18 protein-coding genes and 1 other RNA gene are annotated in these 23,820 nt (G+C 54.1%); 15 read left to right on the top strand and 4 right to left on the bottom strand.

Annotated elements, in window-relative coordinates:
* The first annotated feature begins 95 nt into the window (after nucleotides 1-95).
* From rsgA to mscM, 3 genes are all read left to right on the top strand, one after another.
* Nucleotides 96-1,151, top strand: coding sequence for a small ribosomal subunit biogenesis GTPase RsgA (rsgA, locus tag ACR6JA_RS07920; RefSeq protein ID WP_213714723.1), 1,056 nt, complete (start codon nucleotides 96-98; stop codon nucleotides 1,149-1,151).
* 77 nt (nucleotides 1,152-1,228) lie between these two features.
* Complete coding sequence (asd, locus tag ACR6JA_RS07915) at nucleotides 1,229-2,188, top strand: archaetidylserine decarboxylase (RefSeq protein ID WP_213714725.1); 960 nt, start codon at nucleotides 1,229-1,231, stop codon at nucleotides 2,186-2,188.
* Nucleotides 2,189-2,333: 145 nt separating this feature from the next.
* The gene (gene mscM, locus ACR6JA_RS07910; protein ID WP_213714727.1) at nucleotides 2,334-5,672 is read left to right on the top strand and encodes a miniconductance mechanosensitive channel MscM; all 3,339 of its coding nucleotides are present in this window, start codon (nucleotides 2,334-2,336) and stop codon (nucleotides 5,670-5,672) included.
* 46 nt (nucleotides 5,673-5,718) lie between these two features.
* Here mscM and ACR6JA_RS07905 read toward each other — a convergent pair whose 3' ends face one another.
* Nucleotides 5,719-6,609, bottom strand: coding sequence for a LysR family transcriptional regulator (locus ACR6JA_RS07905; protein WP_008453630.1), 891 nt, complete (start codon nucleotides 6,607-6,609; stop codon nucleotides 5,719-5,721).
* A 105-nt stretch (nucleotides 6,610-6,714) separates the two neighbouring features.
* Between ACR6JA_RS07905 and ACR6JA_RS07900 the strand changes: the two genes are divergently transcribed.
* The 6 genes from ACR6JA_RS07900 to ACR6JA_RS07875 all read left to right on the top strand — a co-directional run bounded on the left by ACR6JA_RS07900 (nucleotide 6,715) and on the right by ACR6JA_RS07875 (nucleotide 15,525).
* The gene (locus ACR6JA_RS07900) at nucleotides 6,715-7,416 is read left to right on the top strand and encodes a pirin family protein (RefSeq protein WP_494493844.1); all 702 of its coding nucleotides are present in this window, start codon (nucleotides 6,715-6,717) and stop codon (nucleotides 7,414-7,416) included.
* Nucleotides 7,417-8,559: 1,143 nt separating this feature from the next.
* Nucleotides 8,560-11,226 carry a glycosyltransferase gene (locus ACR6JA_RS07895; protein WP_494599136.1) on the top strand — a complete coding sequence of 889 codons (2,667 nt, stop codon included), beginning with the start codon at nucleotides 8,560-8,562 and terminating at the stop codon, nucleotides 11,224-11,226.
* Nucleotides 11,226-12,674, top strand: a complete 1,449-nt coding sequence (locus ACR6JA_RS07890; protein ID WP_213714731.1) for a radical SAM protein — start codon at nucleotides 11,226-11,228, stop codon at nucleotides 12,672-12,674. The genes ACR6JA_RS07895 and ACR6JA_RS07890 overlap by 1 nt, the downstream gene beginning before the upstream one ends.
* Nucleotides 12,675-12,677: 3 nt before the next feature.
* The gene (locus ACR6JA_RS07885) at nucleotides 12,678-13,469 is read left to right on the top strand and encodes a hypothetical protein (RefSeq protein ID WP_494493842.1); all 792 of its coding nucleotides are present in this window, start codon (nucleotides 12,678-12,680) and stop codon (nucleotides 13,467-13,469) included.
* Nucleotides 13,470-13,550: 81 nt separating this feature from the next.
* Nucleotides 13,551-14,714, top strand: a complete 1,164-nt coding sequence (locus tag ACR6JA_RS07880; protein WP_494493841.1) for an MFS transporter — start codon at nucleotides 13,551-13,553, stop codon at nucleotides 14,712-14,714.
* A 16-nt stretch (nucleotides 14,715-14,730) separates the two neighbouring features.
* A complete protein-coding gene (locus tag ACR6JA_RS07875; RefSeq protein WP_213714737.1) occupies nucleotides 14,731-15,525 on the top strand; it encodes a hypothetical protein in 795 nt (264 codons plus the stop codon).
* Between the two features lie 41 nt (nucleotides 15,526-15,566).
* On the opposite strand, the gene ACR6JA_RS07870 is transcribed toward ACR6JA_RS07875, so the two are convergent.
* Nucleotides 15,567-16,664 carry an AAA family ATPase gene (locus ACR6JA_RS07870; RefSeq protein ID WP_213714739.1) on the bottom strand — a complete coding sequence of 366 codons (1,098 nt, stop codon included), beginning with the start codon at nucleotides 16,662-16,664 and terminating at the stop codon, nucleotides 15,567-15,569.
* Nucleotides 16,665-16,944: 280 nt separating this feature from the next.
* Here ACR6JA_RS07870 and ACR6JA_RS07865 point away from each other — a divergent pair, with 280 nt between their 5' ends.
* A complete protein-coding gene (locus ACR6JA_RS07865) occupies nucleotides 16,945-17,871 on the top strand; it encodes a bifunctional helix-turn-helix transcriptional regulator/GNAT family N-acetyltransferase (protein ID WP_213714741.1) in 927 nt (308 codons plus the stop codon).
* Between the two features lie 304 nt (nucleotides 17,872-18,175).
* On the opposite strand, the gene rnpB is transcribed toward ACR6JA_RS07865, so the two are convergent.
* Both rnpB and ACR6JA_RS07855 read right to left on the bottom strand, forming a co-directional pair.
* An RNA gene (gene rnpB, locus ACR6JA_RS07860) (RNase P RNA component class A) lies at nucleotides 18,176-18,552 on the bottom strand.
* Between the two features lie 59 nt (nucleotides 18,553-18,611).
* Complete coding sequence (locus ACR6JA_RS07855) at nucleotides 18,612-19,421, bottom strand: DeoR family transcriptional regulator (RefSeq protein ID WP_213714743.1); 810 nt, start codon at nucleotides 19,419-19,421, stop codon at nucleotides 18,612-18,614.
* 251 nt (nucleotides 19,422-19,672) lie between these two features.
* On the opposite strand from ACR6JA_RS07855, the gene kbaZ reads away from it, so the two are divergent.
* Genes kbaZ through agaF form a run of 5 tightly spaced genes read left to right on the top strand, consistent with a single transcriptional unit; the run spans nucleotide 19,673 to nucleotide 23,562 of the window.
* Nucleotides 19,673-20,965 (top strand): tagatose-bisphosphate aldolase subunit KbaZ, encoded by a 1,293-nt coding sequence (gene kbaZ, locus ACR6JA_RS07850; RefSeq protein WP_494493840.1) that lies wholly within the window; start codon nucleotides 19,673-19,675, stop codon nucleotides 20,963-20,965.
* A 24-nt stretch (nucleotides 20,966-20,989) separates the two neighbouring features.
* Nucleotides 20,990-21,463 (top strand): PTS N-acetylgalactosamine transporter subunit IIB, encoded by a 474-nt coding sequence (gene agaV / locus ACR6JA_RS07845; protein WP_494493839.1) that lies wholly within the window; start codon nucleotides 20,990-20,992, stop codon nucleotides 21,461-21,463.
* 10 nt (nucleotides 21,464-21,473) lie between these two features.
* Nucleotides 21,474-22,256 carry a PTS N-acetylgalactosamine transporter subunit IIC gene (gene agaW / locus ACR6JA_RS07840; protein WP_213714747.1) on the top strand — a complete coding sequence of 261 codons (783 nt, stop codon included), beginning with the start codon at nucleotides 21,474-21,476 and terminating at the stop codon, nucleotides 22,254-22,256.
* Nucleotides 22,246-23,115 (top strand): PTS N-acetylgalactosamine transporter subunit IID, encoded by an 870-nt coding sequence (gene agaE, locus ACR6JA_RS07835; RefSeq protein WP_166877316.1) that lies wholly within the window; start codon nucleotides 22,246-22,248, stop codon nucleotides 23,113-23,115. Before agaW ends, agaE begins: the two co-directional genes overlap by 11 nt.
* Nucleotides 23,116-23,127: 12 nt before the next feature.
* Nucleotides 23,128-23,562 (top strand): PTS galactosamine/N-acetylgalactosamine transporter subunit IIA, encoded by a 435-nt coding sequence (gene agaF, locus ACR6JA_RS07830; protein ID WP_213714749.1) that lies wholly within the window; start codon nucleotides 23,128-23,130, stop codon nucleotides 23,560-23,562.
* Nucleotides 23,563-23,820 lie beyond the last annotated feature (258 nt).

Below are 23,820 nucleotides of genomic sequence, written 5' to 3'. Positions count from 1 at the left end.
TGTGCGTCGCCCACCCTTGACGATGGGTTAATTCGTATAAAATAGTGTGTATCATAGAGGTTTTGCCCACCAGGGGCGACCAGGAGCCAGTACGCTTGAGCAAAAATAAACTCTCCAAAGGACAGCAGCGCCGCGTCAACGCGAACCACCAGCGTCGTCTGACAAAAACCGTGGAGAAAGCCGACTATGACGATGCCCAGTTTGGTGAACCGCGCGAAGGCACGGTCATCAGCCGCTTTGGCCAGCATGCGGACGTCGAGTCGCATGAAGGCACGGTACATCGCTGCAACATTCGTCGCACCATTCGTTCGCTGGTTACCGGCGACAAGGTAGTCTGGCGCCTGGCGAAAGAGGCCGCTGAAGGCGTCTCGAAAAAAGGGATTGTGGAGGCCGTGCATGAGCGTACCTCCGTTCTGACCCGCCCAGACTTTTACGACGGCGTAAAACCGATTGCGGCCAACATAGACCAAATCATCATCGTTTCGGCCATTCTGCCGGAGCTGTCGCTGAATATCATCGACCGCTATCTCGTTGCCTGCGAAACCCTCGACGTTGAGCCACTGCTGGTGCTGAACAAAACCGATCTGCTGGACGATGAAGGCCGGGCCTTCGTTAACGAGCAGATGGATATCTACCGCAAAATTGGCTATCGCGTGCTGATGGTTTCCAGCTATAAAGCAGAAGGGCTTAAAGAGCTTGAAGCCGAGCTCGTGGGCCGCATCAGCATCTTTGCGGGCCAGTCGGGTGTGGGTAAATCAAGCCTGCTGAATCACTTGTTAGGCTTCACCGATAAACAAATTCTGGTGAATGACGTTTCCGACGTCTCCGGTCTTGGCCAGCACACCACCACGGCTTCCCGCCTTTATCACTTCCCGGGCGGCGGCGATGTCATTGACTCCCCCGGCGTGCGTGAATTTGGCCTCTGGCACCTCGAGCCTGAACAAATCACCCACGGGTTTGTCGAATTCCATGATTACTTAGGCCGTTGTAAATACCGCGACTGCCGCCACGACAATGACCCAGGCTGTGCCCTGCGAGAAGCCGTGGAACAAGGCCAGATCGCTGAAACACGTTTCGAAAACTACCACCGAATTCTGGAAAGCATGGCGCAGGTAAAAACGCGTAAAAGCTTTTCTGATAGTGACAACTGACAATTAAGCTGGGCGCCGCTAGAATCGCCCCTTTTCTGTATCGGCCCACATGCAGGGCATTTAGCCAGGAGGCTATTTTGTTAGACAACATTAAACTTTCGCTGCAGTACATTCTGCCAAAACTGTGGCTGACCCGCCTGGCGGGCTGGGGCGCAAGCAAACGTGCTGGCTGGCTGACCAAACTGGTCATCGATCTGTTCGTCAAATACTACAAAGTCGACATGAATGAGGCGCAAAAGCCGGACACCGCCGCTTACCGCACCTTCAATGACTTTTTTGTGCGCCCGCTGCGCGATGACGTACGCCCGGTAAATACCGACCCTAACGTGCTGGTGATGCCTGCCGACGGTGTGATAAGCCAGTTGGGCCGCATCGAAGAAGATAAAATCCTGCAGGCAAAAGGCCATAACTACAGCCTGGAAGCGCTGCTGGCAGGTAACTACCTGATGGCCGACCTGTTCCGCAACGGCAGCTTCGTCACAACTTATCTTTCACCTCGCGACTACCACCGCGTGCACATGCCGTGTAACGGCATTCTGCGTGAAATGATCTATGTTCCGGGTGACCTTTTCTCCGTCAATCACCTGACGGCACAAAACGTCCCGAACCTGTTTGCCCGTAATGAACGCGTGATCTGCCTGTTCGACACCGAGTTTGGCCCAATGGCGCAAATTCTGGTTGGTGCTACCATTGTTGGCAGCATTGAAACCGTCTGGGCTGGCACCATTACGCCACCGCGTGAGGGCGTGATTAAACGCTGGACATGGCCTGCAGGCGAAAGTGAAGGTGCCGTTGCACTGCTTAAGGGTCAGGAAATGGGTCGCTTCAAGCTGGGCTCGACGGTGATTAACCTCTTTGCGCCGGGCAAAGTAAACCTGGCAGAGCAACTGAAAAACCTGTCCGTCACCAAAATCGGCGAAGTGCTGGCTGTCTCAAGCGAACCCGTCATTGAGCCTGAAGTTCCGGTGAGCGAAATCCCTGCCGAGGTACTGGACACCAAAGCAGACGAACCCGAAGCGCCAAAAACCGCAGAATAACGTCTAAAATCAGGCGACCGGTCACCCCGGAGCCTGCAAGCTCACAGCACTTAACCACGAAAATCAACCCATTGATTTTCTGCTAAAACCTCTAAGAGGGAGACATGATTTTCCCTCTTTTCCAGCAACGTTATAGGTAACTGACGTGCGCCTGATTATCACTTTCCTGATGGCCTGGTGCCTCAGCCTGGGGGCATACGCAGCGACAGCCCCCGATGCAAAACAAATCTCGCAAGAACTGGAGCAGGCTAAGGCCGCCAAAAACACGCCTAACCAGGCAGAAATTGTTGAAGCACTCCAGTCGGCACTGAATGCGCTGGACGAGCGTAAAGCCTCGCTCGAACGCGCCGAACAATACCAACAAGTCATTGATAATTTCCCTAAACTATCGCAAACCCTGCGTAAGCAACTGACCAACCTGCGCGATGAACCCGAGGAAGTTTCCCCGGGCATGAGCAGCGACGCGCTGAACCAGGAGATCCTGCAGGTCAGCAGCCAGCTTCTGGACAAAAGCCGCCTTGCTCAGCAGGAACAGGAAAGAACCCGGGACATCAGCGATTCGTTAAGCCAGCTGCCTCAGCAGCAAACGGATGCGCGTCGCCAGCTTAACGACATCGAGCGCCGCGCCGGTACCCAACAAAGCGGCGGTACCCCGCTCGCCCAGGCCCAGCACTTCCTGCTGCAGGCCGAATCCGCACGCCTGAAAGCGCAGGTTGATGAACTCGAACTGGCGCAGCTTTCCGCTAACAACCGCCAAGAGCTTTCGCGCATGCGCGCCGAACTGGCGCAGAAGCAAAGCACCCAGCTGGATGCCTATCTCCAGGCGTTGAGAAATCAGCTCAATAGCCAGCGCCAACGTGAGGCGGAACAGGCGCTGGAAAGCACCGAACTGCTGGCGGAAACCAGCGCTAACCTGCCGCCGGAAATCGTCGAGCAGTTCAAAAATAACCGCGAGCTTTCCCAGGCACTCAATCAGCAAGCTCAGCGTATGGACCTGGTCGCCTCTCAGCAGCGGCAGGCCAATAACCAGACGCTGGAGGTCCGCCAGGCGCTGAATACGCTGCGCGAGCAGTCCCAGTGGCTCGGCGTTTCCAACGTGCTAGGTGAAGCGCTTCGTGCCCAGGTCGCCCGGCTGCCGGACATGCCCAAACCACAGCAGTTGGATACCGAGCTGGCTCAGCTGCGCGTAGAGCGCCTGCACTATGAAGATTTGCTCAATAAGCATGCTCAACTGCGACAGGTTCGCCAGGCAGACGGCAGCCCGTTAACGCCGGAACAAAATAAGATCCTGCAGGCCCAGCTTCGCACCCAGCGAGAGCTGCTGAATTCGCTGTTGCAGGGCGGCGATACCCTGATCCTTGAACTCACCAAGCTGAAAGTGGCCAACAGCCAGCTGGAAGATGCCCTGAAAGAGGTGAACGAGGCGACCCACCGCTACCTGTTCTGGACATCGGACGTCAGCCCAATCGGCATCAGTTGGCCGCTGGAAATCGTTCAGGATCTGCGGCGTCTGGTCTCGCTGGATACCTTCAGCCAGTTGGGGAAGGCCGCGATCATGATGGTGACCAGCAAAGAGACGCTGCTGCCGCTCTTTGGCGCGCTGATTCTGGTCGGGTTTAGCATTAGCTCGCGCCGACACTTCACCGCCTTCCTGGAGCGCTCCAGCGCCAAAGTCGGCAAAGTGACCCAGGATCACTTCCGCCTGACGCTGCGCACCGTGTTCTGGTCGATTCTGGTCGCCTCTCCGCTTCCCGTACTGTGGGCGACGCTCGGCTATGGTTTGCAGGAGGCATGGCCTTACCCTATCGCAGTGGCGATTGGCGACGGTGTAACCGCCACGGTTCCCCTGCTTTGGGGGGTGATGATCTGTGCAACCTTCGCCCGCCCTACCGGGCTGTTTGTGGTGCATTTCGGCTGGCCGCGCGAGCGTGTAGGCCGGGCCATGCGCTACTACATCATGAGCATCGGCCTGATTGTGCCGCTTATCATGGCGCTGATTATGTTCGATAACCTCAATGACAGAGAGTTTTCTGCCTCTCTGGGCAGGCTTTGCTTCATCATGATTTGCGGCGCGCTGGCTATCGTCACGCTTAGCCTGAAACGCGCCGGGCTGCCGCTCTACCTCGACAAACAGGGTGATGGCGACAACATCGTCAATACCATTCTTTGGAACCTGCTGCTTTGCGCACCGCTGATGGCCATTCTGGCGGCTGTCGTCGGCTATCTGGCGACGGCTCAGGCGCTACTGGCGCGGCTGGAAACCTCCGTGGCTATCTGGTTCCTGCTGCTGGTGATTTATCACATTATTCGCCGTTGGATGCTAATTCAGCGCCGCCGTCTGGCCTTTGATCGTGCCAAACACCGCCGGGCTGAAATCCTTGCCCAGCGAGCGCGTGGTGAAGAAGAGACGGCGCATGCCAACAGCACTGAAGGATCGGCCGAAACAGTGGACGAACCGGAAGTCGATCTGGATACCATCAGCGCCCAGTCCCTGCGCCTGGTTCGCTCGATATTGACGCTGATAGCCCTGCTGTCGGTGATCGTTCTGTGGTCGGAAATCCACTCGGCGTTTGGCTTCCTCGGCAACATCACGCTGTGGGATGTCACCTCCACGGTTCAGGGTGTGGAAAGCATAGAGCCGATTACGCTTGGTGCGGTACTGATTGCCATTCTGGTGCTGATTATTACCACCCAGTTGGTGCGTAACCTGCCCGCGCTGCTGGAGCTGGCGATTCTCCAGCACCTGAACTTAACTCCCGGCACCGGCTATGCGATCACAACCATAACGAAGTACCTGCTGTTGCTGATTGGCGGGCTGGTTGGCTTCTCGATGGTGGGGATTGAATGGTCCAAACTGCAGTGGCTGGTGGCGGCACTCAGCGTGGGCTTAGGCTTCGGTTTACAGCAAATCTTTGCCAACTTCGTCTCTGGCCTGATTATTCTGTTCGAGAAGCCGATACGCATCGGCGACACGGTCACCATCCGCGATCTGACGGGCACCATCACGCGAATTAACACCCGCGCGACAACCATCAGCGACTGGGACCGCAAAGAAATCATCGTGCCGAATCAGGCCTTTATTACCGAACAGTTCATCAACTGGTCGCTTTCGGACTCGGTCACGCGCGTGGTGCTCACTATTCCTGCTCCGTCAGAAGCAAATACGGAAGAGGTCACCCAGGTCCTGCTGGAAGCCGCACATCGCTGCACGCTGGTGCTCGATACGCCAGCGCCGGAAGCCTTCCTGGTAGATCTCCAGCAAGGTATCCAGATGTTCGAACTGCGTATTCACGCGGCGGAAATGGGCCACCGAATGCCGCTGCGCCACGAAATCCACCAGCTGATTCTGCAGGGCTTCCGCGAGCACAATATCGAGATGCCGTTCCCACCGTTCCAGATGCGTCTGGAGAGCCTCGGCGGGCAGCGTAGCAGTAAGACGATTAAATCCGCGGGCAGAGCCGCCAGAACGCCTGGCAGCCTGTAATTTCGAGGAAGGGCAAAACGCGTTGGCAAAAAACCAACGCGTTTTTTTATTTCAGCAGTTTAGGCAGTTCACGCAGGCACCAGGCTTTGGCCTCGCCCATGCTGTCGCGCCGCCACGCCATGATGATATCAATCTCGTTGGTATATTCTGGGCTAACCACCCGCAGGCGGCCTTCGGCAATATCCTGTTCAACCAGCGGATACGGCATCGTCGCCACGCCAAGCCCGGCCAGCAGCGCCAGCCGCTTCTCTTCGATAGAGCTCACCGTCAGGCGCGGCTGTTTGTCCAACAGACGCACCGTTAACACCGGCCTTTCACGGGCGGTATCGGCCACCGCCACGCCACGATACTTCACGCGGGTCACCTCAGAAAGAGGCTCCGGCTCCTGATGAATCGGGTGATCCGGCGCGGCAACATAAACGCTCATCACTTTGTAAAGCTTGCGGGAGTTAATCTCCGAGGAACTGCGGAAGTGCATATCCGGTGCGATAACAATATCCGCCCTGCCCTGCTCCAGACGCTCCCAGGCCCCGGCCAGCACTTCGGTGAAAATAGATAATTGGGTGTCAGCTTTATCGGCCAGCTTATCCACCAGCGGGAACAGTTTTTCCGTCGGCACCAGCGCTTCGGTGACGATGGTCAGGTTTGCCTCCCAGCCCCGCGCCAGCGCTTCCGCATCAGTGGTCAACTTATCCGCCGCTTCGAGCAGCACGCGCCCTCGTTCCAGCAGCATACGCCCCACATTGGTAAATTTGGTGCGGTGGCCCGATCGGTCAAACAGCACCACATCTAACTCTTCTTCCAGTTTTTGCATGGTGTAGCTGAGCGCGGACGGTACACGTCCCAGCTCGTCGGCCGCAGCGGCAAAGCTCCCGCGCCTGTCGATCGCATCCATGACCCTTAACGCTTCCAGCGTCAACGCCCTTTCTTTCGCCATTTCGTTCTCATTCAGGAAATTTGAACATACCGAGCAGATTAACTGGCTAACAATGCAGCGTCCAGACCCTTAACATGGGTTTAGTGTAAAGAGAGGTCAAGAATTATGATTACGACAAGAACAGCCAAACAGTGTGGTAAAGCTGACTACGGATGGCTGCAGGCTCGCTACACCTTTTCTTTTGGACACTACTTCGACCCGAAACTGCTGGGCTACGCTTCTCTGCGCGTACTCAACCAGGAAGTTCTGGCCCCCGGAGCCTCGTTTCAACCGCGCGGCTACCCGAAAGTAGACATCCTCAACCTCATTCTGGAAGGGGAAGCGGAATACCGCGATAGCGAAGGCAACCATATCCAGGCCAGCGCCGGTGACGTCCTGCTGCTTTCCACCCAGCCAGGGATCAGCTATAGCGAGCACAACCTCAGCAAAGAGAAATCGCTGACGCGTATGCAGCTGTGGCTGGATGCCTGCCCGGATCGTGAAAATCCGCTGGTACAAAAGATCCCGTTAGCGGGAACATCTCATCAGCTGATTGCCTCGCCGGATGGCAGCAACCACAGCCTGCAGCTCCGCCAGCAGGTGTGGATCCACCATATTGAGATGCAAAAGGGCGAGCAGCTAAGCTTCCAGCTTCATGGCCCGCGGGCCTATCTGCAGTCAATTCACGGCACGGTGCATGCGGTGACGCCATCAGAAGAGAAGGAAGCGCTCACATGCGGCGATGGCGCGTTTATTCGTGATGAGGCGAATATCACCCTGGTCGCCGATACGCCGCTGCGCGGCCTGCTGATCGACTTACCAGTCTAACCTACCGCCTGCCTCTTTCGTCCTGAAAGGGGCAGCATCCTTCTATCCCTGGGTATTTCCACAAAATTCATTCTGTAGAAAACCGCCTCATCCAGGACACAAGCCGCATACGGCAAAATATTGCCATGCCTACGAATAACATCCCCGATATATTCTCGTTGGTTTTGGTGCTTTATTACTTTGGTTAATGCTCACCTGCATGGTCGGCGAAACCGCTAACTCATTCAAATATTTCGATAAATCATTATTCAATCTTGCAATCTGCGCGCGCGTAGACTACCAGTTCCGTTTCTGTAAAAGCCCCATATAGTAAGTAAATATTTAAGGGCTGCGTTTCCTTTAGCCCTTACTATTTATCATGATTTAAATAATAACCTAATATTTATAATGAGTTACGAATACCTGATGTGAGTTTTACTCTTCCCATACCAAAGTTAAGGGTTCGGTATACCTGAGAGCGCTCTTTTATTAGGATAAATCGATAAATTGCCTTTTATATTCCGCAAATATTAGCCTTGCAGAATTCGGAACAGCAGACAAAGAATCAGTAAACTCGCACCTCATTGGGAACATTCCCAACTTTTGTCACTTTTTAAAACCAGTATCTGAACACTTACACAATTCATTATTTCAAAGTCCTAAAATGGATATTAATGCTCGTCCGGTTATTAAAAATTAAACTTTAAAAACAAAAACAGAATGTGTGATAACGCTCACCAACTGGAACGTTCCCGCTTTACGGTAAAAAATAGAGATGTTTAAGATTGCGTGGTCTTTTGAACCACTTTCTTTGGAATCCAACACCAGTAAAAAAAATCAAAAACTGATAATTACAAAATCAGAAAAACGCCAGATAAAGTGAACCGGAAAATTAAAGAAAACCGGCAAGCGCTCTCGGCCTAAAAAGAAAAAAATATAATACTGATAAACGCCAAAGCGTTTACCTATCCCGCAAGCTTATTCTTGCAGGCACTTTGATACATACAGCACTTGAAAGTCAGCACCGGCATGGCTGCTGACGATGTTTTCTGATTTTGCCGGTTCCGAATGGCTTCGGACGTTATCGAAAGCGCAGTCATTCAGGATGTATCAATTGCTTACAACAAATAAGCGTAGCAGTTTCGCTTCAAAGGGGTAGTCGCCATGGATGTTTATGGTCAAAGATATGCCATGTTTATCTCTTTTGATGCTGTTGCCGTCTCGGGTATTACGGTAGAAGCATTAAAAGTCTCACAAAGCCTTAAACAAAAAGGCATCAACTCTTATCTCGATCTTGGGTACGATATTAAGGTTGACAAAGGCAACTTTAATAAGCCTTACGATCATGAGCCCGAAATTTATCGCGATGCTTTTACCTTAACGCGCATCAGTGGGATTACATCTGTACCCCATTACTCCCCAGAATTTATTGAAAAAGCACACGCCGTACTTATCAGTGAAAGGCTTTCCGTTTCATTTGAAGAAAAAGCAGAAATAATCCGCGCCGTTGAATATTCCGCCCAAAGTCTGGCCGAAAGAATTTTACTTCAATGGGAACAGCTTCGAATTTGCACCGTGATTGTCGAAAACGGCACGCTGCCAGAGAATATAATTTATACCCGTGCACTTTATCTCGCTATAGAACAATACGGCCACCGTCACCAGTTAGGAAATTTTGTTATCTGGCGCGATCACGACCTCATGTGGAACAGCGAGAAAAATATCATGAAGTATGGTTTACCGCCGTATAACCATGCCATTAAACCGGTCAAATCCCCTTTTATTAGCTACGTAACGCTGAATAACGATCTCAAAGAAAAGCTGGAACACTGGTGCCAGCGGGAAGTCGATATTCACGTAGTAAAAAATACCTACAGCTTTACCGGCCAACAGGCGCTGAAAAACATCCGGTCATCCCTGAATATTTCCGCCGATGACATAGTCATTGCCCGAACGACGCGCATCATTCCGCAGAAGCGCCTGGACCGTGACGTACTGCTGGTACAACGCCTTAACCATCTGTTCAGAAAGCACAATATTGATAAAACCGTCTGGCTTTTGATCGCCGGTGATACCCGTGAGCACGCCACGCATGCAGGCGAGCTGGAGCAACTGGCACAGGAGCTGGACATTACACCCTATGTGAAGTTTCTTGGCCCGCTTCACCATAACTTCATGCCTAAAAGCCAAGGAAAAATCACCATCGAGGATCTCTACCATTCCTGTGACCTGGTGTCGTTCCTGACCTCATGGGACTACGACAGCTACGGTAATCCCATTGGGGAGGCGATCAGCAGCCAGCGCTGCTACCTCACCACCCGCTACGAATATTATCCGGAAGTCTACGGCCAGCACGGCTTTGAAGCCCCAGTGATGCCTATTTCAGACGGACAAGACGGCCTGCCTGACGAAGCCTTCATCAACGAAGTTTTTTTACTGCTTACCAATAAACCTGAAATGGATCGTATAGCCGCGAAGAACTTCGCCATCGGCAAAAACATCCTTTCTAACAACGTGATGGACATTCTGAATATCACCGCCCCAGGAGTAGATATGCGCGATAACATTTTCGTCTCGGTAGTGCTGCCTGTTTACAATGAAAGCGACCGAATTGATGAAGTTTTAGCCTCATTATTTGGCCAACAAACGCATGGCCGATTGGTAACCCATGACGCTTATGAAGTGATCATCGTGGATAACAACTCCCGCGATGATTCCGTGGCCAAGATAAACCGCTTCAAAGAAAAACATCCGGCGATGGATGTGCACATTATTCAGGAGAAAATTCAGGGTGTCTCTTCGGCCCGTAAATGCGGTATGGATTACGCCGCCCTGCGCTCAAGGGCCCGTGATGCACGGCTGGGCAAAAGCAATAAACACTATATTGTCTCCGCCGATGCCGACTGCACCGTGGATCCTTACTGGCTGCATACCCTGATAGAAAAAATGATTGCCGACGACGGCGATCTCGGGACCTGCAATTACTATTACGACCGCGAAGCATTCCAGCAGCGCCCCAACCTCTTCCGTGAAATTCAAAAAACCCTGCGCTGCCGCGACGTGTCGTTCTCGCTGTTCGGCGGCTTCCCGGATGGAAAAGGCTTCGCCGTGGAGCGTGGCCTGTACGAAAAAATTGGCGGCATCGAGATCTTCTACCAGCTGGAAAAAGGCCGCTTCGTAGAACACCTTTCCGACGACTGGGATTTCGGCATCAAGATCATCGCCTGCGGCGGCAAGCCGGTTTACGCCAAAGAATCCTTTGTGGAAATCAACAGCCGCCGCGTGGACACCATTATTGACGATGTGATCAGCGGCATCGCCTACGGCAGCGACGGCATCATCATCATGAAAGATGTGCGCCCGGACGTCTCAATCCCAAAAAACACGCTGATTGACCTCACCGAAGAGCAGGCCCGGCAGGGTTGGGAATACTCCATCAAAGACTACATCCCGAAAAACATCGTTCTTCCAGCCTTGCTGAATCCGCACATCTTGCTGGAGAACGAGCGGGTACGTGCCTTTTTCTCACCGCAGGTTGCAGAGCGGCTTTACCAGCGCATTCACGCCATTAAGCATGAAATGAGCATCATCGACTTTAAGCCGATCCATAGCTACAAAACGCCAGCCTACCGGCTCTATTTCGAGTTCCGCCACGAGATATTCACCGCGCTGCGCAACGCCGTCGGAGAGGACATTGGCTTTGCACCGCCGCTTCCGGCCTGCTTCGACAGCGTCGCGGAAAAAGATTTCGAACGCTTTGTCTGGTACTTCTGTGAAGATCGCGAGTCCGGTGAAGCCCACAACTACTTTGCCAACGGAGGTGTTTTCTGATGAATACCGAAGCTCTCGCATCCTTAAAAGATCTCGACCCGGCCTATCCGGTTCCGGCAGTTTACGGCTTCCTCTCCCAGCCGGAGAACGAGGCTTTTCTGGACTACGTCCATAAAGATCCTTTTGGCTGCCATGTTTTTCCCGGTGACATTGAGCACTACCCGCTGGCGTCGTTCTTTGCCGATATGGAGCACGACATTCGGGCTGCGAAACAGATCCATCTGTGGGCCTATATCCCCACCTGCCGCTACCGCTGCCACTTCTGCCAGTATCCAACGGTGATCCTCAACCCGAAATCGCCTTCGGCGGAAGGCGTCTTCCGGGATCTGGTGGACTACAACATCAAAGAAGCGAAGATGTGGCTGGAAAAAGTACCGAGTCTGTCAAAAGCGGAAATTGGAGAATTCAATATCTTTGGCGGCACGCCTTCCCTGCTCCCGGAGCCGGAACTGCGTCGGTTGATGGACTTCTATTACACCCACTTTAATTTCTCGGCGGCAACGCTTCGCTTTGAAGGCGAACCTGGGACATTAAACCGCGAATACATCGGCATTCTGAAAGAGCTGGGCTTCAGCAAAATCAGCTTCGGCACCCAATCTTTTAACGACGCTATTATTGCCGCCTGTGGCCGCCAGCACACCGCCGACGAGTGTGAAGAAACCATCCGCAGCGCGCGGGAACAGGGCATCGAGTGGGTCAGCGTCGATCTCATCTACGGCATGCTGGGCCAAACCGTGGATGACGTGAAGTACGACATGGAGCGCACCCTGGAACTGGATCTCTCCCACGTCGTCTGCACCAAGCTGCACATGGAAGAGTTCATGAAAACGCGCACCGGCGTGTCCGGCGAACGTGAAAGCCTGTGGCAGAAAAAAGGGCTGATCAACATGAACAACATGACGTTCCCTGGGTTGGGTAAGCAATACCAAATGCGCGAACTGGTCGAGAAATATCTCACCGAAGGCTATCGCGAACACCCCACGATGTATTTCCACCAGAACCACCTGGAAGCGGAAAAGTGGAAAGGGCTGATTACCGATCTGGACAAGCAATATCCCGAGGTCGCCATCGGCCTGGGCGGCAGTTCGAAGTGCACCCGCGCCGAAGCCATCAACATCACCGGCTATAAGCAATACAAGCAGTTCCTCGATGAAGGCCGCCTGCCTATCGAAGAAAGCCACGGTATTTCACCGGAACAGCGCGAAGTTAACGCCTTCAAAATGGCCCTCTCCACGCTCATTCCGGTTGACGATACCGTGTTCGCGACACGCTTCAACGGCAACAGCTTTTTTGAAAACCGCATCATCAAACCAACGCTGGAAAAGCTGCAGGCAAAAGAACTCGTGGTGATTGATCAAGGCGTGGTCACGCTGACGCCCATCGGCGTCACGCTGGTTGAAGCCATCATTAACACCCAATTCATCTCAGCCGACGCAGAACAGGAGTAACTGATGAACCACTCTTCAATCACGCCGGTTTTCAGTCTGTTTTACATCGCCATCGACACCGAAGCGGGCATTACCCAGCAGGCGTTTGAAACCTTTGTGCAAAATAAAGGCGTACATATTCCCTGCTATCCGGGCTGGCGCTGGACGCTGCTTCGCGGGCTACGTGGCGAACGTGCCGGGCAATATTTGATGCTGTTTGAAATCGAAAATGCGGCAATGCGGGCTCGCTATATGGCCGCAGACGGCAACCAGACCGAAGAGGCCCGCGAGTTCTGGCGGCAGCATCCTGAAGCGGAAGCGCTGCTGGCCGAATGGCGCAGCTACGGTACTTTCAGCGAACTGCCAACACTGTTCACCGATTATCGCCTGCTGGCCGAAAATCAGAAAAGTACCGTCCAGCCGGGTCCCCGCTACCAGAAGCAACCGCCGGTTGCTCGGGTGATTGGTATTCACAACCTCGCGCTGCGCCCCAACGTCAACGCCGAACAGTTTGAACGTTTTATCGAGGGCAACCATCACCGGATTGAAGATTACCCGGACTGGAAATTCCGGCTGTTGAAAGGGGAGCGAGGTAACCGGCTCGATCAGTATGTGGTGCTGATGGAAATCGCCAGCCTGGAGGCGCTGGATGTCTTTTACCCCGAACCGGATATCGCCACCGACGAAGCGGCCAAATTCGCCCAGGCGCACCGCGATACCAAACAAATGTACGAGGAATGGAAAAAACTCGCCTCGTTTTCCGGGTCGCCACAAATCTATACCGATTACCTCTCGGTAGCAGAAAGCCTCAATTAACGCTGACCGCCGCGCGTGCCTGAAGGACCGGGCACGACGCATTCACGCGAGTGAATTCACCCATTGAGTCACAAAATTACTATGACGATTAACTCAACACCAACCCTGGCGGACGTACAGTCGCGGGAACAGCATGCCACACGCGCCATTTTTTTTATGGCCGGTTTAGCCATGTCGTCCTGGGCCCCGCTAATTCCTTTCGCCAAAGCGCGGCTGGCTATTAACGACGGCGCTTTAGGGCTGCTGCTCTTTTGCATCGCCGCAGGCTCGATGCTCGTCATGCCGTTTACCGGCCAGCTGATCGCTCGCTTTGGTTGTCGCCGCCTGATGACCCTCAGCGTGCTGGGGCTTGCCGCGGATTTACCGCTGCTAATGCTGTTTGACCAGCGTGAAGCCATGGCGCTGGCTTTGCTGCTGTTCGGCACCTTCAACGGCATGCTCGACGTCGCCATGAATGCCCACGCCGTGGTCGTCGAACAGGAAAGCGAGCAGGCAAAAATGTCCGGCTTTCACGGCTTTTACAGTATCGGCAGCATTGCCGGCGCAGGCTGCGTCAGCTTCTTTTTGTGGCTGGGGGCAACACCGTTGCTTGCCGTGTGCACCATCACTGTTTTTCTGACTTTGCTGCTCGCCGCCTCTGCCCGGAACATTTTGCCCAAACAAAATAAAGCCACGAGCAGCAAAGGCGAGACGTTACGCGTGCTGAGCCATCCGCCCGTGCTGGCCATCGCGATACTTTGCTTTTTCGTCTTCATGCTTGAAGGAGCCATGCTGGACTGGTCGGCGGTATTTATGACCTCGGAACGCGGCATGAGCGCTTCGCTCGCGGGCTTCGGGTACACCTTATATTCCATCACCGTCACCCTTGGGCGGCTCAGCGGCGATCGTCTGGTCAGCGCCCTGGGCGGCAAACTCGTGCTGCTCCTCGGCTGCGCTATTGCTGGCATCGGGATTATCCTGCTCGTCTTCACCCATTGGGCAACCTTGCCGGGGTTTATCCTGGTCGGAGCCGGGCTCGCCAACATTATTCCCATTCTATTCACCTCCGCCGGTAACCAGCCGGGGGTTTCAGCGGATTTCGCGATCCCTGCCGTCACGCTTTTTGGCTACAGCGGCCTGCTCGCGGGACCTGCGCTGATTGGCTTTATCGCCCACCACATTGGGCTCAGTTTGACCTTCAGAGGTGCCCTGTTGCTGCTTTTGTTTGTGGCTTCAGGTTCGCCGTTTATTTCTCGCCAGCGTTAATGAAACAGGAGTTTGTATGAGTCACTCATCACCGGCAGTATTCAGCCTTCACTATGTAGGTCTTAACCTGAAAAAGGGCGTCACCGAAGAGACGTTCGAAGCCTTTGTGCAGGCCAAAGGCGTGCACATCCCGGCTTATCCGGGCTGGCGCTGGACCTTGCTGAAAGGCCTGCGCGGCGAGCGTCAGAACCAATATCTGATGCTGTACGAAGCAGAAAATGCCGACAGCTACGCGCGCTATATTGATAGTCAGGGGGAACAAACGGAACAGGCACGTGCTTTTTGGCGCGATCATCCTGCAGGCATTGAGCTTATCAACACCTGGAAAACCTTCGCGACGTTTGGCGAGCTGCCAACGATTTTCTCCACCTATCAGCAGCTCGCTGAAAACGAACATAGCGCTTTGGCAGAAGGGCCAAACTACCAGCTACGCGACGGACAAGAACCGGTTAAACGCGTGGTCGGGCTGCATAATCTGGCATTGCGTTCAGGTGTTTCACCGCAGACTTTCGATACGTTTATCCGCGACAACGTTCACCGTATCGACGACTACCCGGGCTGGAAATTCCATATGTTGAAAGGCACCGGCGGCAACCGCATCGAGCAATATATGGTGATGCTCGAGATAGAAAGCCTGGCCTCGCTGAACTCTTTCCACCCGGAACTGGACGTCTCCACGGAGAAATCGCTGCAGTTTGTGAAGGAGCATCAGGAAAGCGAAAGGATGTACGACGAATGGCGCGAACTGGCTTCGTTCTCCGGCGCCCCGCAGCTTTACACCGACTACATCACCATTGCCGGTAGCCTGTAACCTTACGTTTCCCTTCTCCTTGCGGGGAAGGGAAAACGGCGTCAGGCCAACTGGGTCATCGTGGTTTCCCCTTTCTCAATACCTAACTCGTACAGCGTAAACACCGTATGTTTTTCGATAAGGGTAGCCAGTTCAGGCGAATGGCTGGTGAGCCAAATCTGCGTGTAGCGGCTTGCCTCAGCAATCAGGCGGGCAAGCGCCGGGAGCATTTGCGGATGCAGGCTATTTTCAGGCTCATTGAGGGCGATAAACTGCGGCGGTCTCGGGCTGAGCAGCGCCACCGTCAGGCAGAGAAAACGCAGCGTGCCATCTGAAAACTCCGCGGACTCCAGCGGACGATTAATCCCCAGTCGGTTCATCATCATCTGGAAGCGCCCGCCGCTGTTATCACAGAAAAACGTGCATTCCGGGAAAGCCTGCTCCAGCACGGTAAACATCAGCTCGCTGTCGCCAATTTCGACGATGGTCTGAAACGCGGCGGCCAGGTTCAGGCCATCGCCGGACAGCACCGGGGAGCGGTAGCCCACCTGCGGCAGCCTTAGGCCCGCGCCTTTGGAAATATCGAACTCGTGATAGAAACGCCAGTTACGTAGCGTCTCCCTGGCGCTGGAGACTTCCGGGTACAAATGCGGCTCGCCAAGCTGGCCAAAGAGGGATTCATTTTCGTACAGCGTGGCGGCGTGAGTCACCTTTTCGCCGTTGACGTTATTAAGGAAAACCGTCTGATTACGCCGCTGCATGACCGACGACGAAGGGCGCCGCCGGTAGCCGCTGAGCCAGATTTGCTCCTCTTTAACAATGGGATCGAGGCCAAACATCGTCGGGTACGGCAGCGGCTCGGGAAAGCCCACCTGCAACTCATATTCAAACGTATCCGTTTCTACCGCCAGCGTCAGCCTGCGCGGCGCGCTGGCGTAGCCGCGGGCGCGATCGCCCGCCCACATAGCTTTCTGGATCCCGCCTTCATCAGAAAGCCAGTGAGACAGTTGCCCACTCCCCGCACCGTGGATCAGATGGATCGCCTTATAAATATTAGACTTACCGCACCCGTTGGGCCCAAACACCACGTTCAGCCTGCCCAAATCAATGGAAAGCTTGCGCACGGAACGGTAGTTGTCGATGTAGAGGGATTTGATCATGATTTTTCGCCACAGTGAAACTTGTGGGCCATTATGGCAAATACTCGCCAAAGCGCACTTATTTGCCGTCAGAGGCTCAAAGCGATCCCGCCGCAACCGCAATGTAAAAGCACAGCACGGCAACGATCGTGCCGATCACAATCCTTGTGTCCGTTGTATCCGGTTCTCTGTTTTGCATCCTGCCCTCCTGGTCACTTGCCTGCCTGTTTAATTTCGGTATGATACATAAACTAGTTAACAGTGTTAACCAAATATATTTTCCTCATTGATGTGAGTTGCTATGCAGACCAACGAAATTGAAGAATTCCGCGCCGCGCTGCGCGAGATGGTGCGCGAGCTGGGCATGCTGAACAGGAAAAGCAGCGGGACCGACCTGTCGCCGTTACAAAGCCATATTTTGATTGAACTCGATCGTGAGCCCGCCGGGGTAACGGAGCTTGCCCGCCGCCTGTGCGTGGAAAAATCCAGCATTAGCAGAACGCTTCGCGGCCTTGAAAGTGCCAATCTGCTGGCAAGAACGCAGGATGAAAGCGACGGGAGAGCCACTGTGTTCAACCTGAGCCACGAGGGCGTTGTCGCGCTTAAAGACCTCACCGAACACGCCAACGACTTCACGGCTCAGGCCCTTTCTCTGGCATCAGACAGCGAAAAGCAGCAGATCTATCAGTCGGTCAAATCGCTGACCCGGGCGCTGGTAAATGCCCGCAGCCAGCGGGATCTTCAGGTTCAGATCCGGCCCATTCGCCGAGAGGACAATCTCGCTATTGCCGACGTGATCCGCCAAAGCTTCCGCGATAATAAAATCGATCACCTCGAAGGCGTAAGTCTGCACGACCCGGCGCTGAATGACCTGACCAGCGCCTACCAAAAACCCGGGTCTGGCTACTGGGTAGTTGAACACGAAGGCAAGATTTTAGGCGGCGTTGGCATCGCCCCGCTGCAGGGCGCAGGTGAAGAATATTGTGAATTACAGAAACTCTATCTGGACAGCAGTGTGACGGGCATAGGCCTGGGAAGACGCCTGATGGCGCTGGCGATACAACAGGCCGAAGCATTCGGCTATCGTTACTGCTACCTGGAAACGCTCGATGAGCTCAGCTCGGCGGTCTCACTCTACGAAGCATTCGGTTTCAAACACCTGGGTAGCAGCCTGGGCAACACCGGCCACAACAGCTGCGAGATCTGCATGCTTAAAACGCTGAAATAGTATGTGTTGAATGCAAAACGCCCCCAAACTTGCACCTGCGGGGCGTTTCGATATGAATGAGTTGAAGCTAGCCGATAAGCCGCTTTCTTTTCATGAAGAGCGTCGTGGACAGTCATTCATCTTGTTGTCTCTGAATACAAAACGCCCCCAAACTTGCACCTGCGGGGCGTTTCGATATGAATGAGTTGAAGCTAACCGATAAGCCGCTTTCTTTTCATGAAGAGCGTCGTGGACAGTCATTCATCTTGTTGTCTCTGAATACAAAACGCCCCACAGGCTTGCACCTGCGGGGCGTTTATTAAGAAGTTGAAGCTGACCGATAAGCCGGGTTCTGTCGTGGACAGTCATTCATCTAGGCCAGCAATCGCTCACTGGCTCAAGCAGCCTACCCGGGTTCAGTACGGGCCGTACCATGTGAACCCCTATTTGGCCTTGCTCCGGGTGGAGTTTACCGTGCCACGGACTGTTACCAGCCGCGCGGTGCGCTCTTACCGCACCCTTTCACCCTTACCTGATCCCGCTTGCGCGGGCCATCGGCGGTTTGCTCTCTGTTGCACTGGTCGTGGGTTTCCCCCCCAGGCGTTACCTGGCACCCTGCCCTATGGAGCCCGGACTTTCCTCCCCCTCGCCCGTCTCCCCCGAAGAGGACGACGACGAAGCGGCGACTGTCTGGTCAGCTTCGGCGCGCAGTATAGAGGGTTTCATCTCCCCTGTCACGCGGGCCCGCCAGAAACGAAAAGCTAGTCGCCCACCAGCACAACCTCAATCCCGCTCTTGCGCAGCGCAATCAGGCTATCTGCCGGAATGCCTTTATCGGTGATTACCCGGTGAATGCGCTGGATATCGATGATTTTATGCAGGCTGGAGCGGTTAAATTTACTGGAATCTGTCACCACGATAATGCGCTCGGCGACTTCGCACATTTTACGGTTGAGACGCGCTTCATCCTCGTTATGGGTGCTCACACCTCGTTCCGGATCGATAGCATCCACCCCGAGGAACAGCATGTCGAAATGATAATTTTGCAGCGACTGTTCCGCGCTGTCGCCGTAAAACGATAGCGACTGGCGGCGCAAATGCCCGCCGGTCATCAGCACCTCGACCCCTTCTGCTTCTAACAACGCATTAGCCACGTTGATGCCGTTGGTCATGGCGATCACTTCTTTATGCTGGCGCATTAGTCGGGCGATTTCATACGTTGTAGTGCCGGAGTCCAGAATCACCTTGTCCCCGGGCTGGATCAAGTCCACAGCCACACGCGCGATGCTGCGTTTCAGTGAAGTATTCAGCGAGCTTTTATCCTCCACCGAAGGCTCTGCTACCACGCTGCCAGGCTCACAAATCAGCGCTCCGCCGTAGGCACGAACCGCAATACCCTGCTTTTCAAGAAACGCGAGATCGTTGCGGATGGTGACGGTAGAAACACCGAAAAAAGAAGACAAATCATTAACCTGCACGCTTCCCTGCTGGCGAAGGCGCTGAATAATCTGCTCGCGCCTTTCGCTGGTACCCGGAATACGTTTGTCCGTTGCGGTATCGCTGTTGCTCATAGGGTAACCTTTCAATATATCTTTCGTTTCATTTCTATTTGCTTATTAACACCTTTCTTTTAGCAGAAAGCAAGCCCCAGGAATCTTCGTTCAAAAGGCGCGGTAAGCACACCAGAGACTTTCATTATGTTTCTTTTGCGAAACAGATCGCAATTCCAGTATCTTTCTTTTTATTCTCAAACGCCATTAAGGCACGATTAAATGAAATGAATCGAAAGATAATGTTTTAACCCATCGCCGTGGAGAGGAAAGTGAAACAGTTGATCGAATTTGTCGCTAACCACAAACGGAACAACCAGCACGGGATCTTTGCCGTGTGCTCCGCGCATCCGCTGGTGCTTGAGGCCGCCATGCGCCACGCTCGCGAAGCCGGCACCAGCTTGCTTATTGAAGCGACCTCTAACCAGGTGGACCAGTACGGCGGCTATACCGGAATGACGCCTGCGGATTTCTGCGGTTTCGTTTATCAACTCGCGGAACAACACCGCTTTCCTTATGCCAACCTGATACTCGGCGGCGATCATCTTGGGCCAAACCGCTGGCAAACCCGACCAGCCGAAGAGGCGATGTCCCATGCCGAAGAGCTGATCCGTAGCTATGTCGCCGCAGGCTTCAAGAAAATACACCTCGACTGCAGTATGTCTTGTGTGGACGATCCCGTGCCGCTCACGGATCACGTCGTTGCCGGGCGAGCAGCCAGGCTGGCGCTGATTGCTGAGCAAACCTGTATCGACCACTTTGGCCATGCCGATCTGGTGTACATCATCGGCACCGAAGTCCCAGTCCCTGGCGGTGCCCATGAAACTCTCGCCGAACTCGCCGTCACCACGCCGCAGGCTGCAAACACTACGCTGGAAGCTCACCGCCAGGCCTTTGCAGAACAGGGGCTAAGTGAAATCTGGCCGCGCATTATTGGCCTTGTTGTTCAACCCGGCGTCGAGTTCGACCACACCCAGGTGATTGACTACAAGCCAGAAAAAGCCCGGGCGCTAAGCAAACTCATTTCAGATTCGCCAACGATGGTTTTTGAAGCACATTCAACGGATTACCAGACCACGCAGGCGCTGCATCAGTTGGTGGAAGATCATTTTGCGATACTAAAAGTCGGCCCAGCCCTGACTTTTGCCCTGCGTGAAGCCCTTTTTTCCCTCTCAGCCATTGAGCGAGAACTGCTCCCGGCACACAAATGCTCCGGCCTGAGGGACGTCCTGGAAAGCGTGATGCTTGACCACCCGGAGCACTGGCAGCAGCACTATCACGGCAACGGCGATGCGCTACGTCTGGCACGCGGCTATAGCTACTCTGACCGGGTGCGCTACTACTGGCCGGATCGCGATATCGATGAGGCTTACGATGTGCTGGTCAGGAACCTTGCCCACGAACCTATTCCGCTGCCGTTAATCAGCCAGTACCTGCCGCTTCAGTACGCCAAAGTGCGGGAAGCACAGCTGGCAGCCAAACCTCATGAGCTGATTATCGACCATATTCAGGATGTGCTGCGCCAGTATCACGCGGCCTGTCACGGTGAGTCATCTCCTCATTAACACAATGATAATAAGGAAAATACCATGCCAAATATTGTCTTAAGCCGCATTGATGAGCGCCTGATCCACGGTCAGGTTGGCGTGCAGTGGGTCGGGTTTTCCGGCGCAAACCTGGTCCTGGTCGCGAATGATGAGGTGGCGGAAGATCCCATCCAACAGAACCTGATGGAGATGGTGCTGGCAGAAGGAATAGCGGTGCGCTTCTGGCCGCTGCAAAAAGTCATCGACAACATTCACCGCGCGGCGGATCGCCAGAAGATCCTGCTGGTCTGTAAAAACCCGCGGGATTTCCTCACCCTGGTGAACGGCAACGTGCCGGTAACGCGCATCAACGTGGGCAACATGCACTACGTCGAAGGCAGAAAGCAGGTGGCTAAAACCGTGTCGGTTGATGAACAAGACATTGCCGCCTTCTCCGGCCTGAAACAGGCCGGCGTCGAATGTTTTGTGCAAGGTGTACCGACGGAATCAGCTCAGGATCTCTATAAACTTCTCTGAGGTATTTGCTATGGAAATCAGCTTACTGCAAGCGATAGCCCTGGGCCTGCTGGCCTTTATCGCCGGTCTGGATATGTTCAACGGCCTGACCCATATGCACCGCCCCGTCGTCCTTGGCCCGCTGGTTGGTCTTATTCTTGGCGATTTACACACCGGTATTCTCACCGGCGGCACGCTGGAGCTGGTGTGGATGGGCCTGGCTCCGCTCGCCGGCGCGCAGCCGCCTAACGTCATTATCGGTACCATCGTCGGCACGACTTTTGCCATTACCACCGGCGTGAAGCCCGAAGTCGCCGTCGGCGTCGCAGTGCCTTTTGCGGTTGCGGTACAGATGGGCATCACCTTCTTGTTCTCCGTGATGTCCGGCGTCATGGCACGTGCCGACCGCATGGCGGCGAACGCCGACACCAATGGCATTGAGCGCATTAACTATCTGGCGATGCTCGCACTCGGCATCTTCTATTTTCTCTGCGCCTTCTTACCCATTTATTTTGGGGCCGAACATGCCAAAACAGCCATCGATATGTTACCCGCGCGGCTGATTGACGGGCTGGGCGTCGCAGGGGGCATCATGCCAGCTATCGGTTTCGCCGTACTGCTGAAAATCATGATGAAAAACGTTTATATCCCCTACTTCATCATCGGCTTTGTTGGCGCAGCCTGGTTGAAATTACCGGTACTGGCAATTGCCGCCGCCGCGCTAGCGCTGGCCCTGATGGATTTGATGCGTAAAGACCCTACACCACCGCAGCACGCTCGCGTCCAGAAAGAGGAATTCGAAGATGGCATCTGATACCCAAACGCTTTCACAGGCCATTGAGTCTGAGAACATCATTGCCAATGATACGATTTATGAAGATCAGACCATTGGCGCAGAGCTAACCCGAAAAGATATCAACCGCGTAGCATGGCGTTCGATGTTGCTGCAGGCCTCATTTAACTACGAGCGTATGCAGGCCTGCGGCTGGCTGTATGGCCTGCTACCCGCCCTGAAAAAGATCCACACCAACAAACGCGATTTGGCGCGGGCGATGCAGGGACACATGGGATTCTTTAATACCCATCCTTTCCTGGTCACCTTTGTGATCGGCATTATTCTGGCGATGGAACGTTCGAAGCAGGATGTAAACAGTATCCAGAGCACAAAAATTGCCGTTGGTGCCCCACTCGGTGGCATCGGGGATGCGATGTTCTGGCTGACGCTGCTGCCAATCTGCGGCGGTATCGGCGCCAGCCTGGCGCTTCAAGGGTCGATCCTAGGTGCCATCGTGTTTATCGTGCTATTTAACGTGGTGCATCTGGGCCTGCGTTTCGGCCTGGCGCACTACGCTTACCGCATGGGCGTGGCAGCTATTCCGCTAATTAAGGCTAATACACGTAAAGTAGGACATGCCGCTTCCATCGTCGGGATGACCGTTATCGGCGCTCTCGTTGCCACCTATGTTCGCCTGTCCACTACGCTTGAAATTACGGCCGGGGATGCGGTAGTTAAGCTTCAGGCTGACGTCATCGACAAACTGATGCCTGCGTTTTTGCCGCTGGTCTATACCCTGGCAATGTTCGCCCTGGTCCGCCGAGGCTGGAGCCCCTTGCGCCTGATTTGCATCACCGTCGTTTTAGCCGTTGTTGGGAAGTTCCTTCACTTCCTCTAAGGAGAAAAGCAGATGTTGAGCATCATTTTGAGCGGCCACGGAGGCTTTGCCAGTGGGATGGAACAGGCAATGAAACAGATCCTCGGCGAGCAACCGCAGATTATTGCCATCGACTTTCCAGAAACCTCCTCCACGGCACGGCTGACGGAACAATTTCAAGCCGCTATCGGCCAGTTGGATGAACGCGAAGGTTTGGTCTTTCTGACGGATTTGCTGGGCGGTACGCCTTTCCGTGTCGCCTCAACGCTGGCGCTTGAGAAGCCGGGACGCGAAGTCGTTACTGGCGTCAATCTGCAGCTACTGCTGGAGATGGTACTCGAGCGAGAAGGGCTAAACGGCAGCGAGTTTCGCCAGATGGCGCTGGAATGCGGGCATCGCGGCCTGACCAGCCTGGTCGACGAAATGGCGCGCCACCGGGCAACGGAAGCCAGCGAAGAAGGCATCTGAAGTTAAGAATCGGGTTACTTATATTCAGTTTCGACCCCCGTTTAATGCTGGCGGCGGCTCCTGCTGCTTTCATTATGCATCACTTTGGCCTGTGGCGAGATCCGCCACGGGCCTTTCTTTTTCTTTATTTAATTGTTTTATTTTCAATAAATATCAAACAAAACAAAGTGCTATACGAAAATAAAGATCCACATCATGATTTTCGTTTTATTTCACTTTTCATATTGATCTTGTCGATTCCTTTCTATAAATTTTCAC

This window comes from Cedecea sp. B1(4) (genome assembly GCF_059414925.1).
The sequence above is the reverse complement of the archived record's forward strand: the minus strand, read 5'-3'. Positions and strand labels throughout refer to the sequence as shown.

Excerpts from the sequence above, each read along its gene's own strand:
- ACR6JA_RS07905 (WP_008453630.1), bottom strand. The coding sequence starts at position 6,609 with ATGGCGAAAGAAAGGGCGTTGACGCTGGAAGCGTTAAGGGTCATGGAT.
- ACR6JA_RS07900 (WP_494493844.1), top strand. The coding sequence starts at position 6,715 with ATGATTACGACAAGAACAGCCAAACAGTGTGGTAAAGCTGACTACGGA.
- ACR6JA_RS07895 (WP_494599136.1), top strand. The coding sequence starts at position 8,560 with ATGGATGTTTATGGTCAAAGATATGCCATGTTTATCTCTTTTGATGCT.
- ACR6JA_RS07890 (WP_213714731.1), top strand. The coding sequence starts at position 11,226 with ATGAATACCGAAGCTCTCGCATCCTTAAAAGATCTCGACCCGGCCTAT.
- ACR6JA_RS07885 (WP_494493842.1), top strand. The coding sequence starts at position 12,678 with ATGAACCACTCTTCAATCACGCCGGTTTTCAGTCTGTTTTACATCGCC.
- ACR6JA_RS07880 (WP_494493841.1), top strand. The coding sequence starts at position 13,551 with ATGACGATTAACTCAACACCAACCCTGGCGGACGTACAGTCGCGGGAA.
- ACR6JA_RS07875 (WP_213714737.1), top strand. The coding sequence starts at position 14,731 with ATGAGTCACTCATCACCGGCAGTATTCAGCCTTCACTATGTAGGTCTT.
- ACR6JA_RS07870 (WP_213714739.1), bottom strand. The coding sequence starts at position 16,664 with ATGATCAAATCCCTCTACATCGACAACTACCGTTCCGTGCGCAAGCTT.
- ACR6JA_RS07865 (WP_213714741.1), top strand. The coding sequence starts at position 16,945 with ATGCAGACCAACGAAATTGAAGAATTCCGCGCCGCGCTGCGCGAGATG.
- ACR6JA_RS07855 (WP_213714743.1), bottom strand. The coding sequence starts at position 19,421 with ATGAGCAACAGCGATACCGCAACGGACAAACGTATTCCGGGTACCAGC.
- agaV (WP_494493839.1), top strand. The coding sequence starts at position 20,990 with ATGCCAAATATTGTCTTAAGCCGCATTGATGAGCGCCTGATCCACGGT.
- agaW (WP_213714747.1), top strand. The coding sequence starts at position 21,474 with ATGGAAATCAGCTTACTGCAAGCGATAGCCCTGGGCCTGCTGGCCTTT.
- agaE (WP_166877316.1), top strand. The coding sequence starts at position 22,246 with ATGGCATCTGATACCCAAACGCTTTCACAGGCCATTGAGTCTGAGAAC.
- agaF (WP_213714749.1), top strand. The coding sequence starts at position 23,128 with ATGTTGAGCATCATTTTGAGCGGCCACGGAGGCTTTGCCAGTGGGATG.